Genomic DNA, 25,042 nt, shown 5'->3' with positions numbered 1-25,042 from the left:
GGGTTGCAGATGATGGTGACCGGGGTGGTGCAGAACATGACGGGGGAAAGTGCGCAACGGGCCGCGCTCGGAGCCGGCGCAATCGTCATCGATGTGCTCGCGTCGAACGATGGCCGTCTGCCACATGAGAAGATCGAGCGTATCCGGACGATGCGGCCGGACATGATCTTGATGTCCGGAGGGACGGACGGCGGCGCTGTCACCCATGTGGTGGAGATGGCGGAGTACATAGCGGCGGCGGACCCACGCCCTCGATTTGGAGCCACCTATAAGCTCCCGTTGGTCTACGCGGGCAACAAAGACGCGCAGCCGCAAGTGAAGAAAATCCTGGGAGAGAAAACCGCGCTGGTGCTGACCGACAACATTCGTCCTGTTTTGGAACGGGAGAACCTTGCGCCAGCGCGCAACAAGATCCACGACCTGTTTCTCGAACATGTCATGCAACAGGCGCCGGGCTACAAGAAGCTGATCGAGATGGCCGGTGCCCCGATCATGCCGACACCGGCGGCAGTCGGTGTGATCATGGAAACGATTGCCAAGCGAGAGCATTTAAATTTGATCGGGGTGGATATCGGCGGCGCGACGACGGACGTGTTCTCGGTCTTCGAGGGACTGTTCAACCGGACTGTCAGCGCGAACCTCGGGATGTCTTACAGTATTTCCAATGTGTTGGCGGAGGCAGGGCTCGCCAATATCATGCGGTGGGTGCCTTTTACGATCGACGAACAAACGCTCCGCAACCGGATCAAGAACAAGATGGTCCGGCCGACGACGATTCCGCAGACGCTGGACGAGTTGCAGATCGAACATGCGATTGCCCGTGAAGCGCTCCGGCTCGCCTTGATCCATCATAAGTCCCTCGCGACGGCCCTCAAGGGGATACAACAAGAACGCACGATTTCTGATGTGTTCGAACAGCAGCAGTCCGGCAAGACGTTGATCGACATGCTCAAGCTCGATTTGATCGTCGGGAGCGGCGGGATTCTGTCCCATGCGCCGCGCCGTATCCAGTCGATGCTTATGATGGTGGATGCCTATGAGCCGCTCGGGGTGACGAGGCTCTCAGTCGACAGTATCTTCATGATGCCGCATCTGGGCGTGCTCTCGGCGATCGATGAGAAGGCGGCAACCGATGTCTTCGTTCGTGATTGCATGGTCTACTTGGGGACCTGCGTTGCGCCGATCGGGCAGGGGAAAGATGGAGAACGGTGTGCGGACTATGCCATCACCTTCTCAGATGGCCGCATCGATAAGGGGCAACTCTCATTTGGCGATCTGCGGCTGGTGCCTCTGGCCAGCGATCAGAAGGCCTCGATCACGATTCAGCCGGCGAAACAGGTGAACCTCGGGGCAGGGGTAGGAGTTGCCGTCACGCGTGAGGTGCAAGGCGGTGTGGTGGGACTCCTCCTCGATGGACGCGGGCGTCCCTTGCAGTTGCCGACCGACCACGATGCCAGAGTGGCATCGTTGAAGAAATGGTATCAGGCCGTCGATCTCTACCCGAAGGGGAGCTGATGGCTGATAGCGTATGGCGTATAGTCGGATTTGCATCAGCTCTTGATTTCTGACCATCAGCCATATGCCATCAGCTATTAGCTCCTAGACTTTAAATTATGGCGCATTCCTACACTCCAGGCCTCACCGTCACCGAGCAGGCAACCATCCGTCGTCGACGGCTGTTGTCGCTGCCGGGCATCGTGCTGGTCACAGCGGGAGAAACCGTGCGTGCGAATCAGCCGGTCGCTCGTGCGGAATTGCCGGGGAAGGTCTATCCCCTGAACCTCGCCAATCAGTTGGGTGTGGCGCCGGATGAGATCCATGAGTATTTGATCAAGAAGGCAGGCGATCCCGTTCACAAAGACGAGGTCCTGGCCGAGAACAAGCCCCTCATCAAGTGGTTCAAGACGGAAGTGCTCTCACCGATCACCGGTATCGTGGAATCCCTGTCGACCGTCACAGGCCAGGTGCTGTTGCGAGAACCGCCGCGCGTCCTGGAGTTGCTCGGCTATGTGGATGGGCTCATTGTCGAGGTGATTCCCCTGCAGGGCGTCGTGGTTGAGACTGATTGCAGCCTGGTGCAGGGCATCTTTGGCATCGGTGGTGAAACCAGGGGCGAGATCGTGATTGCCGTGACGTCGCCGGACGAAGTGCTCACGCCGCGTCACCTGACGACGGCCATGAAGGGCAAGGTCGTCGTGGGGGGCTCCTTCATCTCGTCGGAGGCGCTGACTCGCGCGAAAGAGGTGGGGGTCGCAGGGTTGGTTATTGGCGGCATTCATGATAAGGATTTGCGCGCACTCCTGGGCTACGATCTTGGCGTGGCCATCACAGGCACAGAACAAGTTGGCTTTACCCTGATCCTCACAGAAGGGTTCGGCACCATTCCCATGGCCGGCAAGACCTTCAATTTGCTTTCCGCCCATGCGGGCCAACAGGCTTCGATTTCAGGCGCGACGCAAATTCGTGCCGGCGTCATTCGACCGGAGATCATTATTCCCAAGGGGAGATCGGGTGCGCAGGCTGTTGCCGCCGTTGCGGAGCGAGAAGGTATCAGGATCGGCGACCAGGTACGCGTCATTCGAGATCCCCTATTCGGGAAGATCGGCGAAGTGGCAAGTCTGCCGTCCGATCTCCAGAAGATTCCGACCGAGAGCGACGTGCGTGTGATGGAAGTCCGTTTTCCAGATGGCAGCAGGGCCATGATTCCCAGGACGAATATCGAGTTAATTGAAGGCTCGTAAGCGTGAAACGTGAGACGTTAGACGTGAAATGTAACAGGGCTCGTTCAACATGCGGGCGTATTCTGCTACTAGCGGCTGCTCTTTGTTTGCCTGTTTTGCCGGTGTTTGCGCAGGTCGACGCCCAGACGAAGAAAACTCTCTCTCCCCCGCAAGACGTTCGTGTCTTCGATACCCCGAGTGATGGTGGCGGTAGTTTGACTGTTGTCTGGGCTCCTGCGCCATACGATAGTGCCGTGACCAAGTATCAGATCTTACTGAGCGATGGGACAACGGTGCCTGACCCGGCTGCAATGAAAGTCGTGGCGGAGTTCCCTGCGAACCAGCATTATATTCGTGAATCCAAGTGGCCCTGGTGGACAAGGCCGGCGACTGGAGACCAGCACCAGTTCACGCTGAGGAATGGGCGGGGCGTCGAACTGAAGGACGGAGTCGTCTATAGCGTCGCCGTGGCTGCGGTTCTGAGTGACGACCGTGGCATCGCCCAGCCGGTGCAGGCGACGTCGCAACCGAACTGGATGAACTGGAATCAGATCAATAATTTGCTTCTGGCGCTATTGTTCGGTGGCATCGTGTTCTATGCGATCAGTACGGCCAGAAAGCGGGAGATCTTTCTCCGGCGCATTCCCGGCCTCGATGCCGTGGATGAGGCCATCGGCCGCGCGACCGAGTTGGGCAAGCCGATCCTCTACTTGACCGGCGCCCACGACATGAGCGATCCCTCCACCATTGCCGCGGCGGTCATCCTCGGGCGTGTGGCCAAACGTACGGCGGCCTACGAGACCGAGTTGCTCGTGCCGCACCGCGATCCCATCACCATGGCCGTCTGCCAGGAAATTACGAAACAGGCTTACCTGGAAGCAGGCAAGCCGGATCTCTACAAGGACGATTCGAATTTTTTCATTACGTCCGACCAATTCAGCTATACCGCGGCAGTGGACGGCATCATGCTGCGGAAAAAACCGGCTGCAAACTTCTTTATGGGATCCTATTTCGCGGAAGCTTTGCTGTTGACGGAAACAGGCGCGAGCACCGGTGCCATTCAAATCGCCGGGACGGATTCCGATCACCAGCTGCCGTTCTTCGTCACCACCTGCGACTACACCTTGATTGGAGAGGAGCTCTACGCGGCCAGTGCCTATCTCTCCAGGGAACCGGTGCAGGTCGGCACGCTGCGCGGTCAGGACATCGGCAAGGCGCTCATCCTCGTGGTGCTCGGCGTCGGGACCATCCTGGCCACCCTCGGGGTGATGCTCGATGCGCAATGGCCGAAACTGTTTCTGGATGTGTTCAAGGACGTGAAATGATTTTTCTTCGCCGGCAGGTTCCGCTCCTGATTACGCTCATCACCGGATTGGTATTCGCGGCGCAATATTATGTGCCGCATCCGGCTTCGGAGCAGATGCTGACCTCCGTCACCAAATGGCTCCAGATCATCGGCGGGTTCGCGCTGGTGCTGGGTGTCAGCAGCCTGTTCCAGGTCCATGCCATGAAGATCCGCCGAAAGGAAGCGGGGTGGGGCTATAGTTTTGTGCTGTACGTCAGCATGCTGGGTACGATCGCGGTCGGCCTCTGGTCGAACGGCAAAGAAGCGGTCGATGGCGCGATGACATCCTTCGGCTGGATCTATAACTACATGATGGTCCCGCTGCAGGGGACGATGTTTGCGATTCTCGCACTGTTTATTGCTTCTGCCGCCTATCGGTCGTTCCGCGCGCGGAGCCGTGAGGCGGCGGTGCTGCTCATTGCGGCCGTCATCGTCATGATGGGCCGCGTCCCGCTCGGAGAATATCTCATCCCGATCAGCGGTGATCTCTCTCAGTGGATCTTGAACGTGCTGAATGCATCGGTGCGGCGCGCGATCTTGATCGGCGTCAGTCTTGGCACAGTCGCGCTCTCCATCAAGATTATCTTCGGCATGGAGCGGTCGTATCTCGGCGGGGGAAAAGAGTGATGGCGAGCAGCCAGCTATCAGCCGTCAGCTCTCAGCTTCGGAGTCGACGACTCGTTTCTTACCTGAAGGCTGATTGCTGATGGCTGAATGCTCGGTGGCGACGAAGGAGCAACTGTGAGTTTCGCTGAACGCATGCTGAAGATCGACCGGCGGATCATCTTTTTGGTGATCGGACTCTGCACGCTGTTGCCACTGCTCTATCCGGTCGGGTTGCCGATCAAGATTTCGCCGGAGGTGCGCGGGGTCTATGACTACATCGAGTCGCTCCCCGAGGGATCCGTGTTTCTCCTCTCGCTGGACTTCGATCCTGCCTCGAAGCCCGAGCTGCATCCCCAATCGATTTCGTTGCTCCGGCATGCCTTCCGGAAGAACCTGCGCGTGATCGCGATGACGCTCTGGGTTTCCGGAACCGGCATGGCCGATCAGGTCGTCACGCAGGTGGCCCGCGAGATGGGCAAGGAAAGCGGGAAGGACTATGTGTTCCTTGGCTGGAGTCCCGGCGGGACCGCCGTGATCATCAATATGGGTCAGGACCTCTACGGGGCCTTTCCGGCCGACTATAACGGCAAGCCCACGAAGGGCATGCCGGTGCTCCAAGGTATTGCCAATCTTCGCGATGTGAACTATGCGATCAGCCTGGGTGCGGGGAATCCCGGCGTAGAAGCCTGGTATGTGTTTGGTAAGGACAAGTACAAGTTCGAACTTGGAGGGGGTTGCACCGGCGTGATGGCGCCGGGGCTCTATCCTCTGTTGCGGAGCGGCCAGATCAACGGTCTCATCGGCGGCTTGCGGGGCGCGGCAGAGTATGAGACTTTGATCGGTCAAAAAGGGAAGGCCATTGCCGGCATGGATGCGCAATCGGCCACCCATCTTGCCATCATCGTGCTCGTGATCATCTGCAATCTGTTCTATTTCTCCATGCGTAGACAGGCCACATTACAGAGCCGCTCGGGAGCGTGAGGACCAATGCCGATTGAAACCATCATCGGGGCCTGGGTGGCGACGGGGTTGACCCTCTTCATCTTCTCGTTCCTCTATAAGGACAACCCGTTATTCAAATTGGCGGAGAACCTCTACGTCGGCGTGTCGGTCGGTTATACCATCGTCAAGACGTACGACACCGTCGTCGTGCATCTCGTGTGGAAGCCGATCGTGGAGAACGGGGAATGGGCCTTGTTGATCCCAGTTGCCATTGGGGCGCTCATGCTCACGCGATATGTTCCTAAGGCCGCCTGGCTGTCGCGTTATGCCTTCGCATTCATTGTAGGGGTTGGGTCCGGGCTTGCGATCCCTCGTGTGATTTCTTCGTACATTCTCAAACAGATTGAGGACACGGTCCGCCCCCTCCTGATAATGGTGCCTGGCGAGGGGCTTGCGTTTACCTGGAATCTCCTCAACCCGGCCAGCAGCATCAACACCATCATCATCTTGGTCGGGGTCAGCTCCGTCCTGTTTTACTTCTTCTTTTCCGTCGAGCATACGGGGCCTGGCAAGGTCGTTGCGCGGACCGGAATTCTCTTCCTGATGATCGCTTTCGGCGCGGCGTTCGGCTATACCGTGATGGCTCGCATGTCCTTGTTGATCGGTCGTTTGACCGACCTCATCGAGTTCACCGACCCCTCCTATGGCCGACCGAGCCTCTGGCTCCTGGGTTTGACCATCCTCACCTTGGTGGTGATGGCTCGCCGATCCGGCAGCAAGCCCCAAGAATAGACGCAGGATGCTGAAAAAGTCCGCCAGCAGCGTTCTCGGCTCATCGAAATCCTCAACGTACCCCTGAGGGTACGCCTCCGGTTTCGATTCTCCTGCGGCCTTGCTGGACGGCCTTTTTGAGCATCCTGTAGGAATGTTCTCCAAATGAACCAGTTCACCGGTTGCAGCTTCCGTAAAGGCTTGGTTACAATGGCGCTCCAATAAGGAGCGCCATGACTACTACAATCACGATCCCGCACGATCCCAAGCAATGCCCCGCTCTTCGTAATCTTCAGTTCTCACCGATCAAAGAGGGTGAGGAACAGTACATGGTCCTCTGGGATCCCACGGGGCTGAGCAAAGAAAAGCTCGTGCTGCCGCTCAACTATTTCTTCATCATTCAGCATTTCGACGGCGAACATTCGCTGGCGGAAATCGGGGCGCTCTATCTCAAACGATTCGGTGAATTCCTCGTGCCCAGCAAGATCGATCAGCTGGTGGTCGACCTGAACGAGAAGCTGTTCCTGGAAGGTCCTCGGGCTGAAGATGCCCGGCGATTGGCGCGTGAAACCTATCGGCAGAGCCCGCTGCGTGGCGCAGCCTTTGCCGGGCGAGGGTACGAAGCAGAAGGCGCGAAACTGAAAAAGCAGATCGACGGATTCTTTACGTCAAAAGAAGGACCGGATTTCAAACCGTCAGAGAATGCGGGGAAGAAGATCAAGGGCCTCGTCGCTCCAACCTACGACCTGAAACAAGCAGGCCCGATCTATGCCTGGGCCTACAAAGAGCTGCAAGATGCGGAGCAGCCGGATCTGTTCGTGATCATCGGCACGGCCTCTGCCGGATTGGACCATGTCTTTGCCGTGACGGATAAGGATTTCGAGACACCGCTCGGGGTTGTCACCGCCGACCAGCCGATTCTCAGCCAGCTCAAGGCCAAACTCCCGACCTTCTTTGAAGACGATCTTTGCCACCAAGCGGAACAGGCGATCGAGTTTCAGCTTCCCTTTCTTCAGGACATCGTGGGGAGCAAGAAGCCCTTCACCATCGTCCCGATCTTGAGTGCCTTCTCTGCTGCCAGCCTGGGTGATCCCACCGTTCGCCAATCGGTCGATCAGTTTTTGACCGGGCTTCGCGAGGTCCTCACGCAATCGGGCCGGTCCTACTGTGTGATCGCAGCAGGAGAACTGGCTCATTTGGGCATGCGCTACGGAGACAAGGCGCCTCCGACGGACTTCTCCTTCCATCGTTGCATGCAGTTCGACCTGGAGATGTTGAAGCCGGTCGAGGAGCGCCAGCCGGAAGAGTTCGCCAACTACATCAGGAAAGAGCAGGACCAGCGCCGAATCTCCGGCTTCTCACCCATCTATTCCTTACTGCGGCTGATCGATGCGGAGAGCGGGCAGGTCCTCCGCTACGACCGCGGGATCACCGATCAGTACAATTCGACGGTGACGTATGCCTCAATGGCCTTCTTCTAACGTCGGCTGCTGAAACAGACTCCCAGCTTCGTTCTCGCCTCGAACAGGTCCTCAACGTACCCCTGAGGGTACGCCTGCGGCCTGTTCTTCGGCTGCGGCCTTGCTGGATAGTCTGTTTGAGCAGCCTGCGGTTGCCCTGGAGATAATTCGTCGGAACATCGAGCTCGCTATTTCTTTCGAGTTCGAGCCTTGCTCGGGGGACCGCTTTCTACGCTGCTACGAACTGACAAACCGCAAATCATAACCAAGAGGCTGCAAATGTGCAATTCACAGATTGAGACGACTGCGCCGAATTGACGTTCCCTCGATTCGTTTAGAACTAGCATGCCAGATACTTCAACGAAACATCCACCATCCCGAATGTGGCTGAAAGTGAATCGGTGGTATTGCAAGGGTCTGCCCTCGCTTCTTTATTCCATGAATCGAGAGGGAGAACTCCTCATCAGGAGAAGGAGGAGGCGTATCGAAGACGAAGGTGAAGCAGGTTTCTTCTGGAACCTCGAAGGGATTTATTGCTTCGGCGATCGGAATTGGACCTGGGGTTTTCCTGTCGAAGTACACAAAGGGGCTACATCCAACAAGGGGGCTGGCTCTCCTCGATTGAGGCCCCCAGAAGGCTGATGGGTTGAGTTCTTCCCCTGATGGCAGCGAAAGAATCACCCCCGTAGGGTCAAAGGTGAGGCTGTCTGTCCGGGGATCTATGGTCACCCTCATCACGAATAACGGGCCTCTCTTCTGCCTGCTGGCATAATTTTCGGATAAGTTTCTGTTACCTGGGAGAGGAAGAACAGGAACGATAGAAAATCCGACAATATGGAGTGACATGCGTTCATTTCTCGGTATGACCGTCAAGGTGAGGTCACGGAACTGAATCGTATCCCCAACGGGACGTCCAGATGTCTCGATGCCAGGACCGCTAACTACTTTAGCTTCGCTTGCAGGTACGATAGGCTCGCTGTACGTTCCATAGGTAAGAACAGTGCATCCCTGGCAGCCGAAGACTGAGGATAGGAAAATAAGGTGATATAGCGGAAAGTTGAGTTTCACTTCTGCTTTTCTCTTCTCAGTACAGTTGAGCCTAACATTCCTTTTTAAACTGTCCGAAGAATACTCGTATCTCTCATCAAAATCGAGTTGGCACCAGCGGACTATTTCTCGATTTTTGACTTACCTTCCTTTCCAGTGCGGCTGTGGCTAAACTGTGGCAGAACTATCGTGTCCTATCGGGTTTCATCGGTTCCTCTCCCCACCTCTGACTCCTCTGTAAGCGATTGAGTAGAAAACGATCTGACAGGATCACGACCCATAGCCTCTAGGGATTCAGGATTTTCAAATCTCGCCCCCACTGCTACCGGACAGACAAATCATCCTTCCTGGTGAGCTAGGCACCCGTCGCAGGATAGGGATTCTTTGCACCAGGCGACAGCAGGAAACGTTAAGGCAATGGTGGCGGCGCAGTGTGAAGCAGGTGCCGGACTAGGGTACTCGCACTTTCCGCTTCTTGGTCGTGGGGGATTTGGTTGTGCCGGTGGCGAGTGGCATGAATACCGAGGGTGAGACGCCGAACCTTGCGGCGAGGTGGGCGATTTGGCGGACGTTCAGGTCGCGTTTGCCCGACAAGATTTCCGACAGCACGCCTTGGCTGCCGATCTCGGGAAGGTCCGATTGCGCGAGTTGATGATCCTCCATTAGGCTTCGCAGAATTTCAGGCCCGGAGGCGTCGGGTGTGGCGACATGGGTGTCCTCGTATGCCTCAATAGAGAGGGCTAAGGTCTCAGCCAAGTCGGCGAGGGTATGGGTGTCCTGTTGGCCGATTTCGTCGAGAATGTCATCAAGGACGGCCACGGCTCGGTCGTATTCCGCCTTGGTATGCAACGGACCGAGGGGGATCTGTTGCCGAATGCGGCGGTAGTCGGCGTTCACGTCATGGATGTATTTGGCGAGCATAATCAGGTCCTCCAGGCGTCTCGGTCGTACTCGGCATGTGTGAGCACGTGCCGGATATAGACTTTTTGCCGGTTGTAATGAATGGCCGCTATCAGTCGGAACTTGTTGCCCCCGATGTCAAAGACGGTCAACCCGCCCACTTGATCGGCGGAGGGGAATGTCTTCCGTAGACCGGCGAAAGAGGCATAGTCGGTCTTCCGAACAATGGCGAACCAGGCATTTAACGGAGCTCGTGCAGCAGGATGTGTTCGCGCGAATTCCACCAGTCGCTTTCGCGTGATGATATGCACGTGACGATGATATCTCAATATGAGATGTGCGTCAAGCGTGCGAGGGGTAGATGTTCATGGCGTTGGTGAATGCCCACCACGCAGGCTGCTCAAAAAGGCCGTCCAGCAAGGCCGCAGCGGGTGAAGGGTCGAGGCGTACCCGTAGGGTACGTTGAGGATCTGAACGATGCGAGAACGATGCTGGCGGGATTTTTCAGCATCCTGGTGAGCTAGACGACCCGTCGCAGGAGTGGGATTCTCTGCATCAGCGCGACAGCCGTAAAGGTGATGACAATGGTGGCGGCGAAGGTGATGGGGATGTAGTAGAGGGGGCGGAACATGGCTGGCATTGTGGTGTGGTAGAGGTTTCGTAATAGCTCCACGATGATCGGATGGGCCACGTAGACTCCCAACGTCCAGGGCGCCAGGCGCTGCGCTATCGACTGAATAGCAGGGGAGAATGTCGCACGGAGGAGGACCATGAAGACTGTGACCGCCATCATCATGATGGTGGGGCTAAAGTCTTCATAGAAGTAGAAGGACCAGTGGTCATCAAGACCTTTCACTGATACTAAAAAGGCTGTGAGCAGGGTGGTCGTAGCAATGGCACCGGCCAAGAGGAGGCCATAGGGGCCTGGGCGGTTTACGAGCACCAGGACACAATAGAGTCCCGCGAAGTAATAGGCGATGTAGGGGACGAACATCGTGAAAATGCTGGTGGCGAGAAAATCGGCCAAGTTGGCTCCCAACGCCAGGGCCGCCATGACCAGGATCGCCTGACCGAGGTGTTTCGAACTGAGACTGGTTGCTGCCATTGCCAGAAAAGGTGTCACGAGATAGAGCCCCGCGATCAGGAAGAGAAAGTAGAGATGAATGTAGGGCCGTCCTGCAATCAGGTCTAGGGCAATCGTATTGAGGGTGAGCGGCTGGTGCCAGAAAAACGTACGCCAGGCCAGATAGATGGCTGACCAGAACAGCAGTGCCGGCAACAGCCGGTTCATGCGTTTGGCCCAGAAATCACGGGGACTGGTCTGTTTGTTCGCATCGAGTAATAAGGCGCCGCTCAACATCACAAAGACCGGCACTGACCACCGCGTGGCAGAATCGAAGAGGTTGGCCAGATGCCAGCTGACTGTGCCCAGCTGATCCGGTTGCATCACGATGGTGGCGCAGAGGTGTAGCAGGACAACAGCGAGGCAGGCACAGACTCGTATTACGTCAAATGAGCCGGATCGCTGAGCCACGGTTGTTGCCTGAGGTGACGCTGCGGTATCGATTGGAGGGTGCAAGGCAGTCGATTCTACCGTAGTGGTGCCGGCTGGCTAGTCTGGTTGACGGAGTCTGCCGCAACATCCTTTCCACTGAAACGAGCCAGAACATTGCGGGTTATCTGTTGGGCAGCCGGACTGAGCCGCGATGTGCGGAGGGCCGGAACAGCGTAATCGTCCAGGCCCCAACTCCACTGTATGGAACCGGTCGAAAAGATGATCGCGCCATTCGCCGCGTTGTAGACCGTGACCGTGCCTTCTGGTGAGGCCACTCGCGCACGGGCGATCACCTGGGTGCTTGGTGGAGTCGAATCGCGCCCTCCGTCGACTTCGTAGCCCAAGAGTCCCGGCAAGCGGTCGCCTTGCTGTAATCCCGTTCCATTGAGGATCCAATGGGAGGCATCCTCAATCACGAAGTCTCCATCTACTGGAGCGTCGGTTTCAATGAACATGCTTCCGATCAAGGCAGCTTCCGGACGATTCACGGGAGGATTGCGCCATTTCGTCGTGATGAGGTAGTCGTTCGTGGGGTCTTGATCGAGCTGCAAGGGATCATGCCAGGGGGCATTTTCTTTATGCGCGACGATCGTCCTGTTCGATTCACCAGTGAGCCGGCTCGGCTCCAGGCGAATTTGCCAGTAGCAGGTATTGGCGGAGAAGAATCCCACATGGGTGCCCCGGTCGCGAGCCTGCTCGACGTGGTGGCGCATCTCCCAGCTCCAATATTCATCATGTCCGACAGAGAGGAACGCCTGATGAGATGCCAGGAGAGCTTGGTTGGCATGGACATCGACATTCGTGGCATAGGTCACGTCATAGCCTTCCCGCTCCAGCCAGCGCACCATATTATATTCCCAGCCTGCAGCCGAGGACTGGTAGCCGATGGGGAATGAGTTGGATGTGAGGAAGTCTCCTGCACCAACGCCACCTGATGCAATCGGGAGAGGGCTGATGGCATAGGGACGGTTGAAGGAGACCTTCGCGGCTTGTCCCCCCGCACTGTTAAAGGCATAGAGCGATTTGCCGCCCCAATTATTGTAGGCCTGAAAGGTCGTGACGCTCGATTGGATGAGATAGGTCGAGGGGCGCGCATCGTCGCGGACGACGAATACGATATAACTTTGATCGCCCGTCGGTTCAGCCGTCAGTTTGGCCAGGTAGACCCCGCTGGCCCAGTCTGTGGCATCCGATGGATTGAGCGGGACGGCCAGTGTGACGGGATTGTCCCAGCGGCACTCGATCAGACCGGTGCGCGGATCTGTCGTGGGTTGTGATTGCACCTGCCCCTTACGGCGAATGGGCCCGGCGATCTCACGCGCACCGGTTCCTTGGTACCAGCCCATCCGGTAAATTTTCACAGTATAGAAGTTTGCGGCCGTATTCACGAAGAGGTTCAGTTTCTCTCCGCGATTCACGCTGGTCAGCGAGGCATACCCTTCAATTTCACGGTGCAGGGCCGGGCGCGTCAGCACCCAGTCGGTCGTGCCAGGCTTCCGGTTCTCTAGTTGAATAGGGGATGGGGCCCCGTCGACTGCGCCTAACAGAGCCGCTGGGGCGAAGACTTCCAGCAGTGCGCAGCAGCTCGAAATGGCGAAGTAGAGGGAGCTTTGCTCACGGAGATTTCGGAGCATGGCCGGGATTCGCCAGATATAGGAGGTGCTGCCAACAATCCGTTGTCCGATGGCGTCCAGGGCTGGGACCAGGTGTTGAGGCCGCAGGCTCTTCCAGACAGGCTGCAGATCTTCCAGGCTCTCAGCGAACCCGATGAATGATGAAATGGCATAGCCATAGAGCGCGCCATTCACCAGGGCAAAGGCTGCGGAGATCCATCGGCCTTGCGAGGCATAGAAGAGTCCCGTGACACAGCAGAGCAGCAGGAGCCCGTATTCAAGGGCCACGTAGAGCGCCGGTGCACCAGTTCGCCCAAGTACTTTTGGTGTGCGGCGGAAGGGAATTTTTTCGCCAGTGACGAGTTGCTGGACCGATTTCATGGCACCGCCAAGGTGCACGGGCAGCAAGAGGAGGTTGAGGGCATAGACTCGTATGAAGTCGATGAGGCCTCGATAGCGCAGGATCGAGAGATCGCGAGCATAGAGGAGGAAGTAGGGGATGGCGGTCATCGACAGCCAGACGGTCATAAGCTTGGAGGAGAAGGGGACCGCCAACAACAGCAGCACGCAGATGGGAGACAGCGCCATCGAGGTGAGGTAATGTAGCTGGTAGAAACTCTGCGGGACGAGTGTCGGGGTTTTCGGCACGTTTCTGAGATACCGGAGCAGCTTGGGCAGAATGAGGAGCCCTCCGTTGGCCCAGCGGCCTCGCTGGATAATGAGGGAGCCGAAATCGCCGGGCGTGGCGCTGTAGGCCAGCCGTTCCGGGTAGTTAAAGAGCCGCCATCCTCGCGCCATCAAATCGACCGTCGATTCCGTGTCTTCAATCACCGTGCGATCCTGGATATAGCGACGAATCACTCCATGTGCGGTCGTCTCTGCCACGCAAATGTCTTCCAAGGCGGCCTTCCGGAGGAGTGCGTTCGCGCCAACCCAAAATGTGGCGCCGAAGTAGGTGAAGCCTTGATGCAGGAGATATTGAATGTCGGTGGTCGCTCCGGCGGTTCGTTCGAGCAGGCCCGGTGCGTTCGGAATGGCGCTGTAGGGAGTCTGCGCCACGGCGAGTCGTTCATTGCCTGGCTGCTCCATGATCTGAATGAGGCGGATGGCATAGTCCGACAGAATGAGACTGTCTGCATCTAAGGTAATGACATAGGGCGAGTCCGGGATCTCATAGGACCCTTGGAGGTCCGTCGTTTCCTCTAGCATAAGTCCGGTCGCGTGCGGCACTTCATGCAGACGCCGGCCCATCACGCCGAGATAACTGTTCAGATTCATCGCCTTGTTCAGTTCATGCGAGAGGTTCTGGTAGCGTTTTCGTTCGAAGACCGCGATGTCTGCCTGGAATACGGCGGCCAGAGAACGGTACTCGGCGAGCAGGAGGCGCTCCTGTGGCGTCTGCTCTTCGGAAATAGCCTGGGCCTGACGATGCCAATGCGCAGCCCGCTCTTCATATCGACGTGCCGGCCCGCGGAGAATGTGCTCTGCAAACCAGGCATCGGAGTGCGTGCTGTCGGGCAACCGGTCGGCCTGCTCTTGAAACCAGTGCGCTGCATGCTCATAGGCCTGGGCTAACGCGACATATTCTTGTGCACGTTCGCGTACCCCTGTCTGCTGGCGCAACATGAATTGCACCAGCAGGCTCTCAAAGTAACGAGCCTGGTCGTCGAGCAGGGCATGGAGTTCAGCCGGCATGGACCGGGCAGCCAGCAGGGCTTCGCGATCTTCTGCCGTGCGTGGATTCGGCGGATTGTCCAACAACAGCACGACCCGCTTGTGCGGATATTCCTGCAAGGCCGCCGATAGCAGCGTTTGACGGATGACGTTCGTTTCTTCTTTGTACGAAGGCACCAGAATCGTCAGGAGCGGTGTTGGCGAGGCGAACGACTGCATCAATTCGTCTCTGGTGGCCGGGACATGGCCGAGCCAGCGCTTTAGATAGGCCAGCCGGGCCAATTGATAGCCGAAGTTCCCGGAGATCAGAAATCCCACCAACAAGAGGAAGACCATGGCTTCGACGACATGGAAGAGATTCCCTTGTTCGAGTTCTTCGCTGAGCACCGAGGCAATGGACCAGAAAAACAATGTGACGGCGATGGCTGTCGCCACGATCGTGGTTCGGGTCAGACTGACTTCAAAGCGAACTTGTGTAGCGGTCATGAAACTCCTCTGGATGGTCCAGGCCCTTACGCAATCGGTGTGCCACTCGTCGATGCCAATATCATTGATGTTTTGCGGAGAAACACCAGATGGCTCGAATGAGCTGAGGCGGTTTTGTTAGCCTGTATGAATTCCCCTACCAAACATGTCAGAGAAGACATGTTCCGGTTCAGGGAACCAGCAGATGCAGAACGGACTATGTCGTGTATTGACGGAACAGAAAGACGTGAAGAGCGGGCAAGAACCTAGAGATTCTTATCGCATTTCAAGCGGATCACCGTCCACCTCACCTCGCGGAGTCCCATTCACTTCCAACAAACTCGCTCGTTCTCTCCTTACTCCTTCACGGTCATGGTCATGGGGATCGGTTCGAGGGGATTGTCGCAGTCGTCCCGGACCGCGGCGACGATCTTGTCTACCACCTCCATGCCCCGAAAGACTTCGCCGAAGACCGTATAGGTGCGGTCTAGTCCGCTGTTGTCTGCAACACTGATGTAGAACTGCGATCCACTGTCGTTAAAATCTCTGGTGCTATTACTCTCCCGTGGCACCTTGGCCATGGCGATGGCACCCCGTTTATGAGGCCGATCGCTGGTTTCCGGGTTGAGCCAGTACCCGGGACTGCCCGACCCGTGCAGGGAACGGTCTGGATTCTTGCTCAGCGGATCGCCGCCCTGAATGATGAATCCAGGCACCACGCGATGGAAGGTGGTTCCATTGTAGAACCCCATTTTCACGAGTTTGATAAAGTTCTCGACGTGACGCGGCGCATCATCCGGGTAGAAGCGAACTTTGATCTCGCCGAAGGGCGTCGTAATGGTGACGCGCGGATCGATTTTCTGAAATTGCATGGTCATAGGGGATGAATGTAACAAGGCGAGAGGCAGTGGGGCAAGTGGCCTGAGGCGATGGGCGAGCGGCTTGAAAGACGGTCCTTACCTGCCACCTCTAGCCCCTCGCCACTAGCCCCTTACCTGGGTCAATCTTGAACCATAAGAGCCCGCCCAGGATGGCGACGGCTGCGGCAAACCCTAACGAGACCGGCCAACCCCAATGGTGAGCCAACCAGGGCGTCAGGGTTGGGGAGATTGCGCCGCCGATATTGGCGCCGGTGTTCATGAGTCCTGACAACGTGCCGGCATGGGCTTTTGACAGATCGGTCGTTGAGGCCCAGTAGGCGCCGACGGAAAAGTAGAGCCAGCCCGCGCCGAACGACAGGCTGGTGATCGCCAGGGTGGGAGATTCGACGAAAGCCCCCAGGGCAATGGCTGACCCGGCCAGGACCATGCCGGTTATGCCGGTGACGACCCGTCCGGTGGTGAGTCCGTAACGGACCGCGAGTCGATCTGTGACCCATCCGCCTAGGGGGCAAAATACCAGCATGGCCACAAACGGAGCCGAGGCATAGAAGCCGCCGCGGAGCACATCGAATCCTCGAACACTCACCAGATACAGGTAAAACCAGGACAGATAGACGTAGGCGACATAGCCGAGGCAACTGTAGCTGATCACGAGCCACCAGATGGTGGGAGTCTGCCTGAACGTTCGCCAGGGCACAGCGGTGGCCGGCGTTCGCTCGATCAGGGCCTCTTTACCGGCATGTACCCAGGGATGTTCGTGGGGATGGTTGCGCGACAGAAGCCACCAGAGGAGCCCCATTCCGATGCCGAGCAGACTTGCGATGTAGAACACGGTTGGCCAGCCCCAGTTCACCATCACCCAGGCGGCAAGGGGTGGCGTTATGGCGGACCCCAAGCCGATGCCGCCGATGGCGATGCCGATGCCGAGGCCCCGCGCCTCAGCCGGGAACCAATTGGTGACGGCGCGGTTAAAAGCGGGCAAGGCGACGGCTTCTCCCATTCCCAGGCAGAACCGCACGAGCATCAACGCGCCGACAATCCCGACGAGGCTCGCGAGGGAGGAGGCAGCGACCATGGCGGTCAACGCCGTGCAGATCGACCACCAGAGAAGTGCGATGGTGAGCACGACTCTGGCACCCCAGCGATCGGCCAGCCATCCACCGGGAATCTGGAAGAGGGCGTAGCCGATGACGAAGGCCGAGAAGATCCAGCCCATCTGTTGATCGGTGATTCCATAGGCCGGCATCATCTGCCGCGCGGTGACGGAAATATTGACGCGATCGATATAGGTCACGACGCTGATCGAGAACAGGAGGGCGAGAATCAGCCAGCGGATTCTGGTCGGTTGGGATGGTGGCGTTGTCACAAGAGATGATCGTGTTTGAGTGCCAAGGTGAGTGCCAGCGAGTATACCGAGTCTCGCGGAGGATCACCAGCATCCGGTCTCGATGGCGAGTGAAAAACCCTGTCACGGCGCAGACTTCGTAGATTTCATGCAGGTGATTCGGTAAGATGAACTCTTCACGGCAGCGAGACGGTTCACGCACAGAGCACAATCGATCGAGGGAGCAGGAGTGGTTCGAATTCGGTTTATTGCCGCACTCATCGTGATCGTGCTGATTGCCGGGGGACTCTTCCTCGCCTATTCGCCCTATCTGACGGGCGACGATTACGTCAAAGACTTTTTCCTTCAACAGCTCGAGCAGAGCATCGGACGCAAGATCGACGTCCATCGCATCAAGCTGGTCCTGTTTCCACGCATCAGATTGGAACTGACGCAGGTCGCGATTCATGATCGGAATTCCGAGGATATCGTCTTGTCGGCCAAGCGGTTGGATTTAGTCTTGCGGCTGCTTCCGTTACTGCGCAAGCAGGTGGTGGGAAAACGGCTGTTGATTGAAGAGCCGACCTTGACGCTCCGGCGCGATCGTGGCGGGCACTGGAACCTCCTGGATCAGGTCGCGCAAGGAGGCGAGGCCGATCAGGATGCGGTGCAGACGATGAGCCGAATCTTCCGCATTCGCGAGGCGACGTTGGTGAATGGGAAGCTGATCATCATCGACGACGGACGTCCGGATGGAACCCGCACCATGGCCTTGGAGTCGGTCGAGGCTTCGCTGGTGATCAGAGCGGAGCGGGGACAGGCGGATTTACACGTCTCTGCCGGTCATGCGGGTGAGAAGGGCCTGTCTGCCATATCCCTGGCAGGGACGATTAGTTCCGCCCAGCGGCAGTTGTTGGCACCCGGCGATCCCTCGGCCTCACAGGTTCGACTCCAGTTCGATGGCAGTGTTGAAGCCGCGAGTCTCAACCTTCGAGAGGTTGCAGATTTCTTTGGGCCACGTCCGGTTCCTGAACAGGTGCAGGGCGTCGTGAATGTCCACAGCCTTGTTCGAGCCGCGCCTGGCGTGGCTGGTTATGATGTGCTGTTATCCGATCTGTCTGCGAACCTCGAACAACTGACGCTCACAGGCCAAGCGAGCCTCTCCGGTTTATTGACGGTTCAGCCCACGTTTGCCCTGACCTTTTCGGCATCCCCGATCCAGCTCCGCCAGCTACTCACGCAGCTGCCGGCGCAGTGGGTGCATCCGCAGTTGCCGGCAATCATGCAAGATCGGGAGATCGACGGGACGGTGGAGATTGTCTCCGCCACCGTCACGGGGTCGTCGGTATCCGGACCGCAGCTCTCGTTGACCGGAGAATTTCGCGTGAGCCAGGGGCAAGCGCTGATCGGAGATAGTCGTGTCCCTGCCAAAGATTTAGCTGCCGTCGTCTCGGTCGAACCAGGCCGGCTCAAAGTGTCGAATCTCAGCGGACTCTATGGCGCGATCCATATGAGTGAGAGCAAGGCGCTCATCTCGTTTTTAGAGGCGGGGCCCTGGCTGGAGATGGACATTGCCGGAACGATGGCCGCGGCGGACCTGTTGCAGCTTCTTTCCAAGACCGTCAAGTCGGAGCAACTGTCGCGTGTATTAGCGGCGTCGCGTGACGTCGAAGGCATGGCCAGTCCCACGTTTCGCTTGGTCGGTCCACTCAATCAGGCCGGCGGCGTGACCTTTGCCGGGGGCGATATTATCGTCAAACATGTCGGTCTGACGAATCCCTCGTTGCCCGAGCGGTTGACCGGATTGCAGGGCCGGTTTGTGCTGACGGATGGGGGGACTCAGTTCGATGAGGTGACGGGGCATGTGGGCGATCTGGCCGTGCGGATCCATGGCGGCATCACAGGAGGCAGTGGCAGCGCCTTTCAGGATTTCTTGATCCGAGTCAACGGCGATGCGGGCCATATGGTCAAGTTGCTTCCTTCGAAAGCCATTCCAGCCGGAACGATCGATGGGCTGGTCAACGGCGCGCTCGTATTGACCGGTCCAACGCTGTCGCCACATGTCCGGGGTGAGGTCGTCTTGACCGAGTCGAAAGTGACGTTGTCCGATCTGGTTGAAAAACCGATCGGCGCTCCGGCGACGGTGGAGTTCGAGGGGACGATTCCGCAGGCTTCCGGGGTCGTACTCGACAGGATTGAGCTGATCGTGCCGCCGATTCGATTGCCGGTGAAGGGCAAGATTCAATTGGGCGAACATTTTTCGATCGATGCCGCGCTTTCGACCGGCACCCTGTCGCTGTCTCGTGTGCCGGAATGGATTGCGAAGGGTGGATTTGAGGCAGGGAATATCGAGTTGTCGCTCGATATGAAGGGAAAGGATCTCAATTGGAAAACATGGCGGACCACCGGGTGGCTGGCCTTAACCAATGGGTTGATGAGTGCCAAGGGGGCTGAGGGGCCCATCCAGGATTTGTACGCGCGAGTCCATTTCGTGAAGAACGGCGCGGAGATTAAACGGCTGTCGTTCCATCTGCTCGACAGCGATCTTGCGCTGGAAGGGACGATCAGGAATTGGGCGTCGAAACCGGTGATTACGGCGAAGATCGAGTCCAATCAAATGGATCTGGATCTGCTCATTCCAAAAGGCGAGAGGTCACCCATTCGAGAATTTCTGGAAATCCTGGCAGAGACCAGCAAGGTCCAGGTGATGGCGTCGATGGCGCGCGGGCATTACAAACATCTCAAGTTTGGCAGCCTCTCCGCCCGTATCACCATTCAGGACGGTGTGCTGGATGTGGACCGTTTGTCCGGCCGATCGACCAGTGGGGACGTGGCTGGACGTATCGTGGTGCAATTGCCTCGGAAGGAGCCGGCTGATGCCGAGATCTCGGTTCGGGCGACGGGGTTGCTGGTGGAAGATGTGCTGAAATTTTTCGGCCCCAAGGCGGGCGTGATGACAGGGGAAGCTCGGGTGACGGGGACGATCCGCGGACATGGAAAGAATCCGCACGGGCTCTATCCCACATTGAACGGCAAGGTCGATGTGTTACTTGAGAACGGCCGCATCCTCAAATCGCAGGAACGGGCCATTTGGAAGATCATCAGCATTCTGAATCTGCCTGCCGTGCTGCAGGGGAAAGTCGATTTGGAGAAAGAGGGCCTGTCCTACAACAAGATCACGGCGACGATTCTTGCGCGGAACGGACTGTTCGAGACCGAAAATCTGATCATCGACAGTCCGATCGTGAAGATTACCGCAGCCGGAAATTTTGATTTACCGACCGACCAAGTCGATATGGTGTGGGCGGTCAGCCCGTTCGGGTCGTACTCGCAATTCTTGAAAACGATTCCACTCTTCGGGCGGCTCTTTGCCGGAGAGCGCAAAGGGTTGGCCACGGCGCTGTTCTCTGTCAAAGGATCGATCGAAGACCCGGAGGTGACTTACCTGCCGATGAAGTCGTTTGCCAGTGGCGTGACGGGTTTGGCGCAGCTGGCGTTTGATGTGCTGAAGAATACCGTGATGTTGCCGATCGATCTCATGACACCCGAAGAGGATAACGCCGCGGGCAAGGACACCATGCCCGCGCCTGAGCCGGTTCCATCCGCGCCTTGACCGACCTCCCCCCCCATGCTAGATTCCGAGGAGCATTCATTATGGCGTCATCTACTTCACCAGCTCAACGTGCGACAGTCTTTATCGCTGCCAGCGAGAGCGACTCCAATCTCTATTACGCGACGAAGTTTATTGCGCCGGACCCCTTTATCTATTTAGAGATTAAGGGTGAACGGATTCTGGTGATGAGCGATCTTGAAATGGATCGGGCAAAAAGCCAATCGTCCGTCGATCGAGTGGTCTCCTATTCGGAGGTCGAAGGGCGAGCGAAGACGCAAGGCATTGCCGAGCCAGGTACGGTCGAGGTGGTGCATATCCTCTTGCGAGAAGCCGGCATCACGCAGATCACGGTCCCGGCGAATTTTCCTTTCGGCCATGCCGTCAAGTTCCAGTCGTTGGGCTATCAGCTGCATCCAAAGCGAGACCCGTTTTACGAACAACGCGTAGTGAAGACCGCCGAAGAAGTGCGCTATATCGAAGCGGCCCAGCGCGCGACCGAGCAAGCGGTTGCAGCAGCCCACAATGTGTTGCGCCAGGCGTCGATCAACAACGATCAGCTCTGGCACGAGGGTGCGCCGCTGACGTCGGAGCGCGTGAAAAAACTGATCAATGTGGCGTTGATGGAGTGCGATTGCGTGGCTCAGCATACCATCGTTGCCGGAGGGGAGCAGGCCTGCGACCCGCACAACGAAGGCAGTGGTCCGTTGCCCGCTCACCGCAGCATTATTTTCGACGTATTTCCCCGTTCGGCCTCCAATCGATATTTCGCCGACATGTCCAGGACGGTCGTACGAGGGACACCGAGCGCTGAACTGAAGCGACTCTACCAGACGGTTTTGGATGCGCAGGAAGAGGCCATCACCAAAATCAAGGACGGGGCGGACGGGAAGCGCATTCATCAAGGGATTTGCACCAGATTTGAAAAAGCCGGATACCAGACCGGCCTTGTAAATGGCCGGATGCAGGGCTATTTCCACGGCACCGGCCATGGGGTCGGTCTCGATATCCATGAAGCGCCTCGTATCAGCCGAACCGGTTCGTTGCTCCAAGAAGGTCATGTGGTGACCGTCGAGCCCGGCCTCTATTATCCAGGCCTCGGCGCCGTCCGCATCGAGGATATGGTGCTCGTCACGAAAGACGGTTGCCGCAATCTGACGAACTTTCCGAAGATTTTCGAATTAGGTTAATGTAAGTGATCAGCTCTCAGCGATTAGCTTTCAGCTCGCTGATGGCTGACAGCTGAAGGCTGAAAGCTTCCTATGCGCCTGACTTTCACGATCCAACGATTCAACCCCGAAGTCGATTCCACTCCCCATCCTCAAGAGTTCCGTCTCGATGTCGGTCGTGGGATGACGGTGCTCGATGCATTGATTCGGATCAAGAACGAATGTGACGGGAGCCTGGCCCTCCGTTATTCCTGCCGTTCTGCGATTTGTGGTTCCTGCTCAATGACGATCAACGGGCGCGAGAAACTTGCCTGCCGGACTTCTCTTCGCAAAGAACTCGACCGACATGGGGACATCATCGTGGCGCCGCTTCGCAACTTGCCGGTGATCAAGGACCTGGTCGTGGATATGGCTCCGTTCTGGGAGAAGATTCACGACGTGCATCCCTGGCTGGTGCCGGGGTCTCGGCATTCTCATGAGGGTGTGATTGCGCAGATGAAGGCGCGGGGACACGCCAATCCGGAGTTCCACAATGTCGATGCCTGTATCATGTGTGGCGCCTGCGTCGCGGCCTGTACAGTGTATGAAGTGTCGAAGGGCTTTGCCGGTCCCGCAGCCTTGGCGAAGGCCGATCGCTTTCTCTCCGACCCACGCGAGGCCCCGTCGGCGACGCGCGCCAGGCTGTCGGCTCTCCAGAGCGAACACGGGATTTGGGACTGTACGCGCTGCAACTTCTGCGTCGAAGTCTGTCCGAAAGATGTCAAACCGATGGAGGCGATCATCCGGTTGCGGCGGGCTTCGCTTGAACAAGGCATGACCACGACCGGCGGTGCCCGTCATATCCTTGGCTTTGCCGATCTGGTCGAACAGCAAGGGCGTTTGAATGAAGCGATCATGCCGCTTAAAGTGGTCGGGTTCGCACCGCGTGCTGTATGGCGCATCTTGCCTCTGGGCCTCAAGATGTTCTTCAAAGGGAAAGTGCCCAATCCTCTCGGACATGCGATCCCCGGACTCAGCCACCTCCAGGCGCTCATTCGGCGAGTGCGACGCGCCACACCTCCAGCCTGACCTCGATGGCCTGGACCATTCGCTGGCGTGAAAACATTGCCCTGGCCGATGCCGCCTTCGAAGTCGACGCGTCGTCGGTTGAGGAGGTCTTTCGCGGTGCAACAGAGGCTCTCCTTCAAAGCCTGGCAAACCCTGTTACCGTGTCGGGCGGATGGGAGCGGTCTATTGAACGGACCGATCTGGACCTCTCGGCTCTGTTGTTCGATTGGTTGTCGGAGATTGTCTATTGGAAAGATGCCGCAGGGGTGGTCTTCCGAGAGGCCCCGCTCACGTTGGCTCAGGCGGGAGACCTCTGGTTGTTGCGAGCACGGTTGATCGGCGCGCCGGTGGATTACCGGACACAAGAGCTCCATGCCGATGTGAAGGGGATCACGAAACATCTGTACCATGTGAGTCAGGACGCGGGGCATTGGAAGGCTCTGGTGGTGTTGGACGTATGAAATTGAACACCGAGATGAAGGTGAATCGGATCACGGACGAGATTTGGGAAATCCCCATGTCTGAAAAGTCCGGCATGTTGGTGCCTGCCAGGATTTATGCCACCAGGAATATTCTGCAATCTATGGATTCCGGGGTGTTCGATCAGGTGACCAATGTCGCTTGTCTGCCCGGCATCAGACGGTATGCGCTCTGTATGCCGGATGGGCATTGGGGCTATGGATTCCCGATCGGGGGTGTTGCGGCGTTCGATGCGCAAGAGGGCATCATCTCTCCAGGCGGTGTGGGCTACGATATCAACTGCGGCATGCGGCTGATTCGAACAGACTTAACGTTGGCGGATGTGCAGCCGCATCTCGAGAGGCTTATGACCGAACTCTTCAGGAAAGTACCAGCCGGCGTCGGGGCGAGTGGATTCGTTCGGCTTTCGCGGGAGGAGTTCGGTCGCGTGATGACCCATGGGGCCAAGTGGTGTGTGGAGCGGGGATATGGGTGGCATCGGGATCTCATCCGTATGGAAGAAGGTGGCTGCATCGAGGGGGTCGATGCGTCGGTCGTGACCGACCATGCCCTTCAACGAGGCATCAATCAGCTGGGAACCTTGGGGTCGGGCAATCATTACCTCGAAGTTCAGGTGGTCTCGAACGATCGGATATTCGATCCGGTCACGGCTGCGGCGCTTGGGATTACCGGCCACGAGCAGATCGTGGTGATGGTGCATTGTGGGTCACGCGGGTTCGGACATCAGGTGGCGAGCGACTATCTGAAGGTATTTGAAAAGTCCATGCGCCGGTATGGCATCACGGTGAAGGATCAACAGCTGGCCTGCGCGCCGTTTCGGTCTCCCGAGGGGCAGGAGTATTTTTCCGCGATGAACTGTGCTGCAAATACGGCGTTTGCCAACCGCCAGGTCATCACGCATCAGATTCGCGAAGCCTTTGCGACGGTCTTCGGCCGGTCCGCCGAGGCTCTGGGCATGGAGCTGGTGTACGACGTGGCGCATAACATCGCCAAGGTCGAACGGTATCCGGAAGGGGAGCTCGTGGTGCATCGAAAAGGCGCAACCAGAGCATTCGGGCCGGGGAGTCCGGAGCTGCCGGATATATTTCGGCAGACAGGCCAGCCGGTCATCTGTGGGGGATCGATGGAGACCGGTTCCTATCTGCTCGTGGGGACGGACCATGCGGTGCGCGATACGTTCGGCTCGACGATGCATGGAGCCGGAAGAACCATGTCCCGCGCGCAAGCGAAGCGAACGGTCCGCGGCAGGGAGTTGCAGGAACAGATGCAACAGCGCGGCATCCTGGTCAAGGCTGTGTCGATGTCGGGCCTCGCGGAGGAGGCAGGCTTGGCCTACAAAGACATCTCTGAAGTGGTGGAGTCGGTCGATCGGGCGGGAATCACAAAAAAGGTGGCGGAATTAAGACCGATTGGCAATATAAAGGGGTAACGGC

19 protein-coding genes are annotated in these 25,042 nt (G+C 57.7%); 12 read left to right on the top strand and 7 right to left on the bottom strand.

What is annotated here, in order from left to right; all coding sequences use genetic code 11:
- The 7 genes from Q7U76_07925 to amrB form a co-directional block, all read left to right on the top strand.
- Positions 1-1,515: glutamate mutase L (locus Q7U76_07925; protein MDO8356300.1), on the top strand; the 1,515-nt coding region annotated here is incomplete at its 5' end.
- 98 nt (positions 1,516-1,613) lie between these two features.
- Complete coding sequence (locus tag Q7U76_07920; GenBank protein MDO8356299.1) at positions 1,614-2,741, top strand: hypothetical protein; 1,128 nt, start codon at positions 1,614-1,616, stop codon at positions 2,739-2,741.
- A 101-nt stretch (positions 2,742-2,842) separates the two neighbouring features.
- Complete coding sequence (locus tag Q7U76_07915; GenBank protein MDO8356298.1) at positions 2,843-4,045, top strand: hypothetical protein; 1,203 nt, start codon at positions 2,843-2,845, stop codon at positions 4,043-4,045.
- Positions 4,042-4,692: a hypothetical protein gene (locus Q7U76_07910; GenBank protein ID MDO8356297.1), complete on the top strand. Its 651-nt coding sequence runs from the start codon at positions 4,042-4,044 to the stop codon at positions 4,690-4,692. Before Q7U76_07915 ends, Q7U76_07910 begins: the two co-directional genes overlap by 4 nt.
- A 114-nt stretch (positions 4,693-4,806) precedes the next feature.
- A complete protein-coding gene (locus tag Q7U76_07905; GenBank protein MDO8356296.1) occupies positions 4,807-5,652 on the top strand; it encodes a hypothetical protein in 846 nt (281 codons plus the stop codon).
- Positions 5,653-5,658: 6 nt separating this feature from the next.
- Entirely contained in the window at positions 5,659-6,405 is a 747-nt protein-coding gene (locus Q7U76_07900; GenBank protein MDO8356295.1) for a hypothetical protein, read from the top strand.
- A 212-nt stretch (positions 6,406-6,617) separates the two neighbouring features.
- Entirely contained in the window at positions 6,618-7,865 is a 1,248-nt protein-coding gene (gene amrB / locus Q7U76_07895; GenBank protein MDO8356294.1) for an AmmeMemoRadiSam system protein B, read from the top strand.
- 336 nt (positions 7,866-8,201) lie between these two features.
- Here amrB and Q7U76_07890 read toward each other — a convergent pair whose 3' ends face one another.
- From Q7U76_07890 to Q7U76_07860, 7 genes are all read right to left on the bottom strand, one after another.
- A complete protein-coding gene (locus Q7U76_07890; GenBank protein ID MDO8356293.1) occupies positions 8,202-8,690 on the bottom strand; it encodes a hypothetical protein in 489 nt (162 codons plus the stop codon).
- A gap of 651 nt (positions 8,691-9,341) precedes the next feature.
- The gene (locus Q7U76_07885) at positions 9,342-9,812 is read right to left on the bottom strand and encodes a transcriptional regulator (GenBank protein ID MDO8356292.1); all 471 of its coding nucleotides are present in this window, start codon (positions 9,810-9,812) and stop codon (positions 9,342-9,344) included.
- Between the two features lie 2 nt (positions 9,813-9,814).
- A complete protein-coding gene (locus Q7U76_07880; GenBank protein MDO8356291.1) occupies positions 9,815-10,102 on the bottom strand; it encodes a type II toxin-antitoxin system HigB family toxin in 288 nt (95 codons plus the stop codon).
- A gap of 209 nt (positions 10,103-10,311) precedes the next feature.
- A complete protein-coding gene (locus tag Q7U76_07875) occupies positions 10,312-11,370 on the bottom strand; it encodes an acyltransferase family protein (protein MDO8356290.1) in 1,059 nt (352 codons plus the stop codon).
- Positions 11,371-11,381: 11 nt separating this feature from the next.
- Entirely contained in the window at positions 11,382-15,119 is a 3,738-nt protein-coding gene (locus Q7U76_07870; GenBank protein ID MDO8356289.1) for a glycosyltransferase family 2 protein, read from the bottom strand.
- Between the two features lie 335 nt (positions 15,120-15,454).
- The gene (locus Q7U76_07865; protein ID MDO8356288.1) at positions 15,455-15,976 is read right to left on the bottom strand and encodes a peptidylprolyl isomerase; all 522 of its coding nucleotides are present in this window, start codon (positions 15,974-15,976) and stop codon (positions 15,455-15,457) included.
- A 91-nt stretch (positions 15,977-16,067) separates the two neighbouring features.
- Entirely contained in the window at positions 16,068-17,345 is a 1,278-nt protein-coding gene (locus tag Q7U76_07860) for an MFS transporter (GenBank protein MDO8356287.1), read from the bottom strand.
- Between the two features lie 208 nt (positions 17,346-17,553).
- Here Q7U76_07860 and Q7U76_07855 point away from each other — a divergent pair, with 208 nt between their 5' ends.
- The 5 genes from Q7U76_07855 (at position 17,554) to Q7U76_07835 (ending at position 25,038) form a co-directional block, all read left to right on the top strand.
- Positions 17,554-20,916: an AsmA-like C-terminal domain-containing protein gene (locus Q7U76_07855; protein MDO8356286.1), complete on the top strand. Its 3,363-nt coding sequence runs from the start codon at positions 17,554-17,556 to the stop codon at positions 20,914-20,916.
- A 41-nt stretch (positions 20,917-20,957) separates the two neighbouring features.
- Positions 20,958-22,103: a Xaa-Pro peptidase family protein gene (locus Q7U76_07850; protein MDO8356285.1), complete on the top strand. Its 1,146-nt coding sequence runs from the start codon at positions 20,958-20,960 to the stop codon at positions 22,101-22,103.
- A 72-nt stretch (positions 22,104-22,175) separates the two neighbouring features.
- The gene (gene sdhB / locus Q7U76_07845; GenBank protein MDO8356284.1) at positions 22,176-23,150 is read left to right on the top strand and encodes a succinate dehydrogenase iron-sulfur subunit; all 975 of its coding nucleotides are present in this window, start codon (positions 22,176-22,178) and stop codon (positions 23,148-23,150) included.
- Positions 23,151-23,155: 5 nt separating this feature from the next.
- On the top strand, positions 23,156-23,590 hold the full coding sequence (locus tag Q7U76_07840) for an archease (GenBank protein ID MDO8356283.1): 435 nt from the start codon (positions 23,156-23,158) through the stop codon (positions 23,588-23,590).
- The gene (locus Q7U76_07835) at positions 23,587-25,038 is read left to right on the top strand and encodes an RtcB family protein (GenBank protein MDO8356282.1); all 1,452 of its coding nucleotides are present in this window, start codon (positions 23,587-23,589) and stop codon (positions 25,036-25,038) included. The genes Q7U76_07840 and Q7U76_07835 overlap by 4 nt, the downstream gene beginning before the upstream one ends.
- Positions 25,039-25,042 lie beyond the last annotated feature (4 nt).

Source organism: Nitrospirota bacterium (genome assembly GCA_030645475.1).
GTDB lineage: Bacteria > Nitrospirota > Nitrospiria > Nitrospirales > Nitrospiraceae > Palsa-1315.
The sequence above is the reverse complement of the archived record's forward strand: the minus strand, read 5'-3'. Positions and strand labels throughout refer to the sequence as shown.

Bases quoted from the DNA above. Each gene is read 5' to 3' on its own strand.
- Q7U76_07920 (MDO8356299.1), top strand. From the start codon at position 1,614: ATGGCGCATTCCTACACTCCAGGCCTCACCGTCACCGAGCAGGCAACC.
- Q7U76_07910 (MDO8356297.1), top strand. From the start codon at position 4,042: ATGATTTTTCTTCGCCGGCAGGTTCCGCTCCTGATTACGCTCATCACC.
- Q7U76_07900 (MDO8356295.1), top strand. From the start codon at position 5,659: ATGCCGATTGAAACCATCATCGGGGCCTGGGTGGCGACGGGGTTGACC.
- amrB (MDO8356294.1), top strand. From the start codon at position 6,618: ATGACTACTACAATCACGATCCCGCACGATCCCAAGCAATGCCCCGCT.
- Q7U76_07890 (MDO8356293.1), bottom strand. From the start codon at position 8,690: ATGTCACTCCATATTGTCGGATTTTCTATCGTTCCTGTTCTTCCTCTC.
- Q7U76_07885 (MDO8356292.1), bottom strand. From the start codon at position 9,812: ATGCTCGCCAAATACATCCATGACGTGAACGCCGACTACCGCCGCATT.
- Q7U76_07870 (MDO8356289.1), bottom strand. From the start codon at position 15,119: ATGACCGCTACACAAGTTCGCTTTGAAGTCAGTCTGACCCGAACCACG.
- Q7U76_07865 (MDO8356288.1), bottom strand. From the start codon at position 15,976: ATGACCATGCAATTTCAGAAAATCGATCCGCGCGTCACCATTACGACG.
- Q7U76_07850 (MDO8356285.1), top strand. From the start codon at position 20,958: ATGGCGTCATCTACTTCACCAGCTCAACGTGCGACAGTCTTTATCGCT.
- sdhB (MDO8356284.1), top strand. From the start codon at position 22,176: ATGCGCCTGACTTTCACGATCCAACGATTCAACCCCGAAGTCGATTCC.
- Q7U76_07840 (MDO8356283.1), top strand. From the start codon at position 23,156: ATGGCCTGGACCATTCGCTGGCGTGAAAACATTGCCCTGGCCGATGCC.
- Q7U76_07835 (MDO8356282.1), top strand. From the start codon at position 23,587: ATGAAATTGAACACCGAGATGAAGGTGAATCGGATCACGGACGAGATT.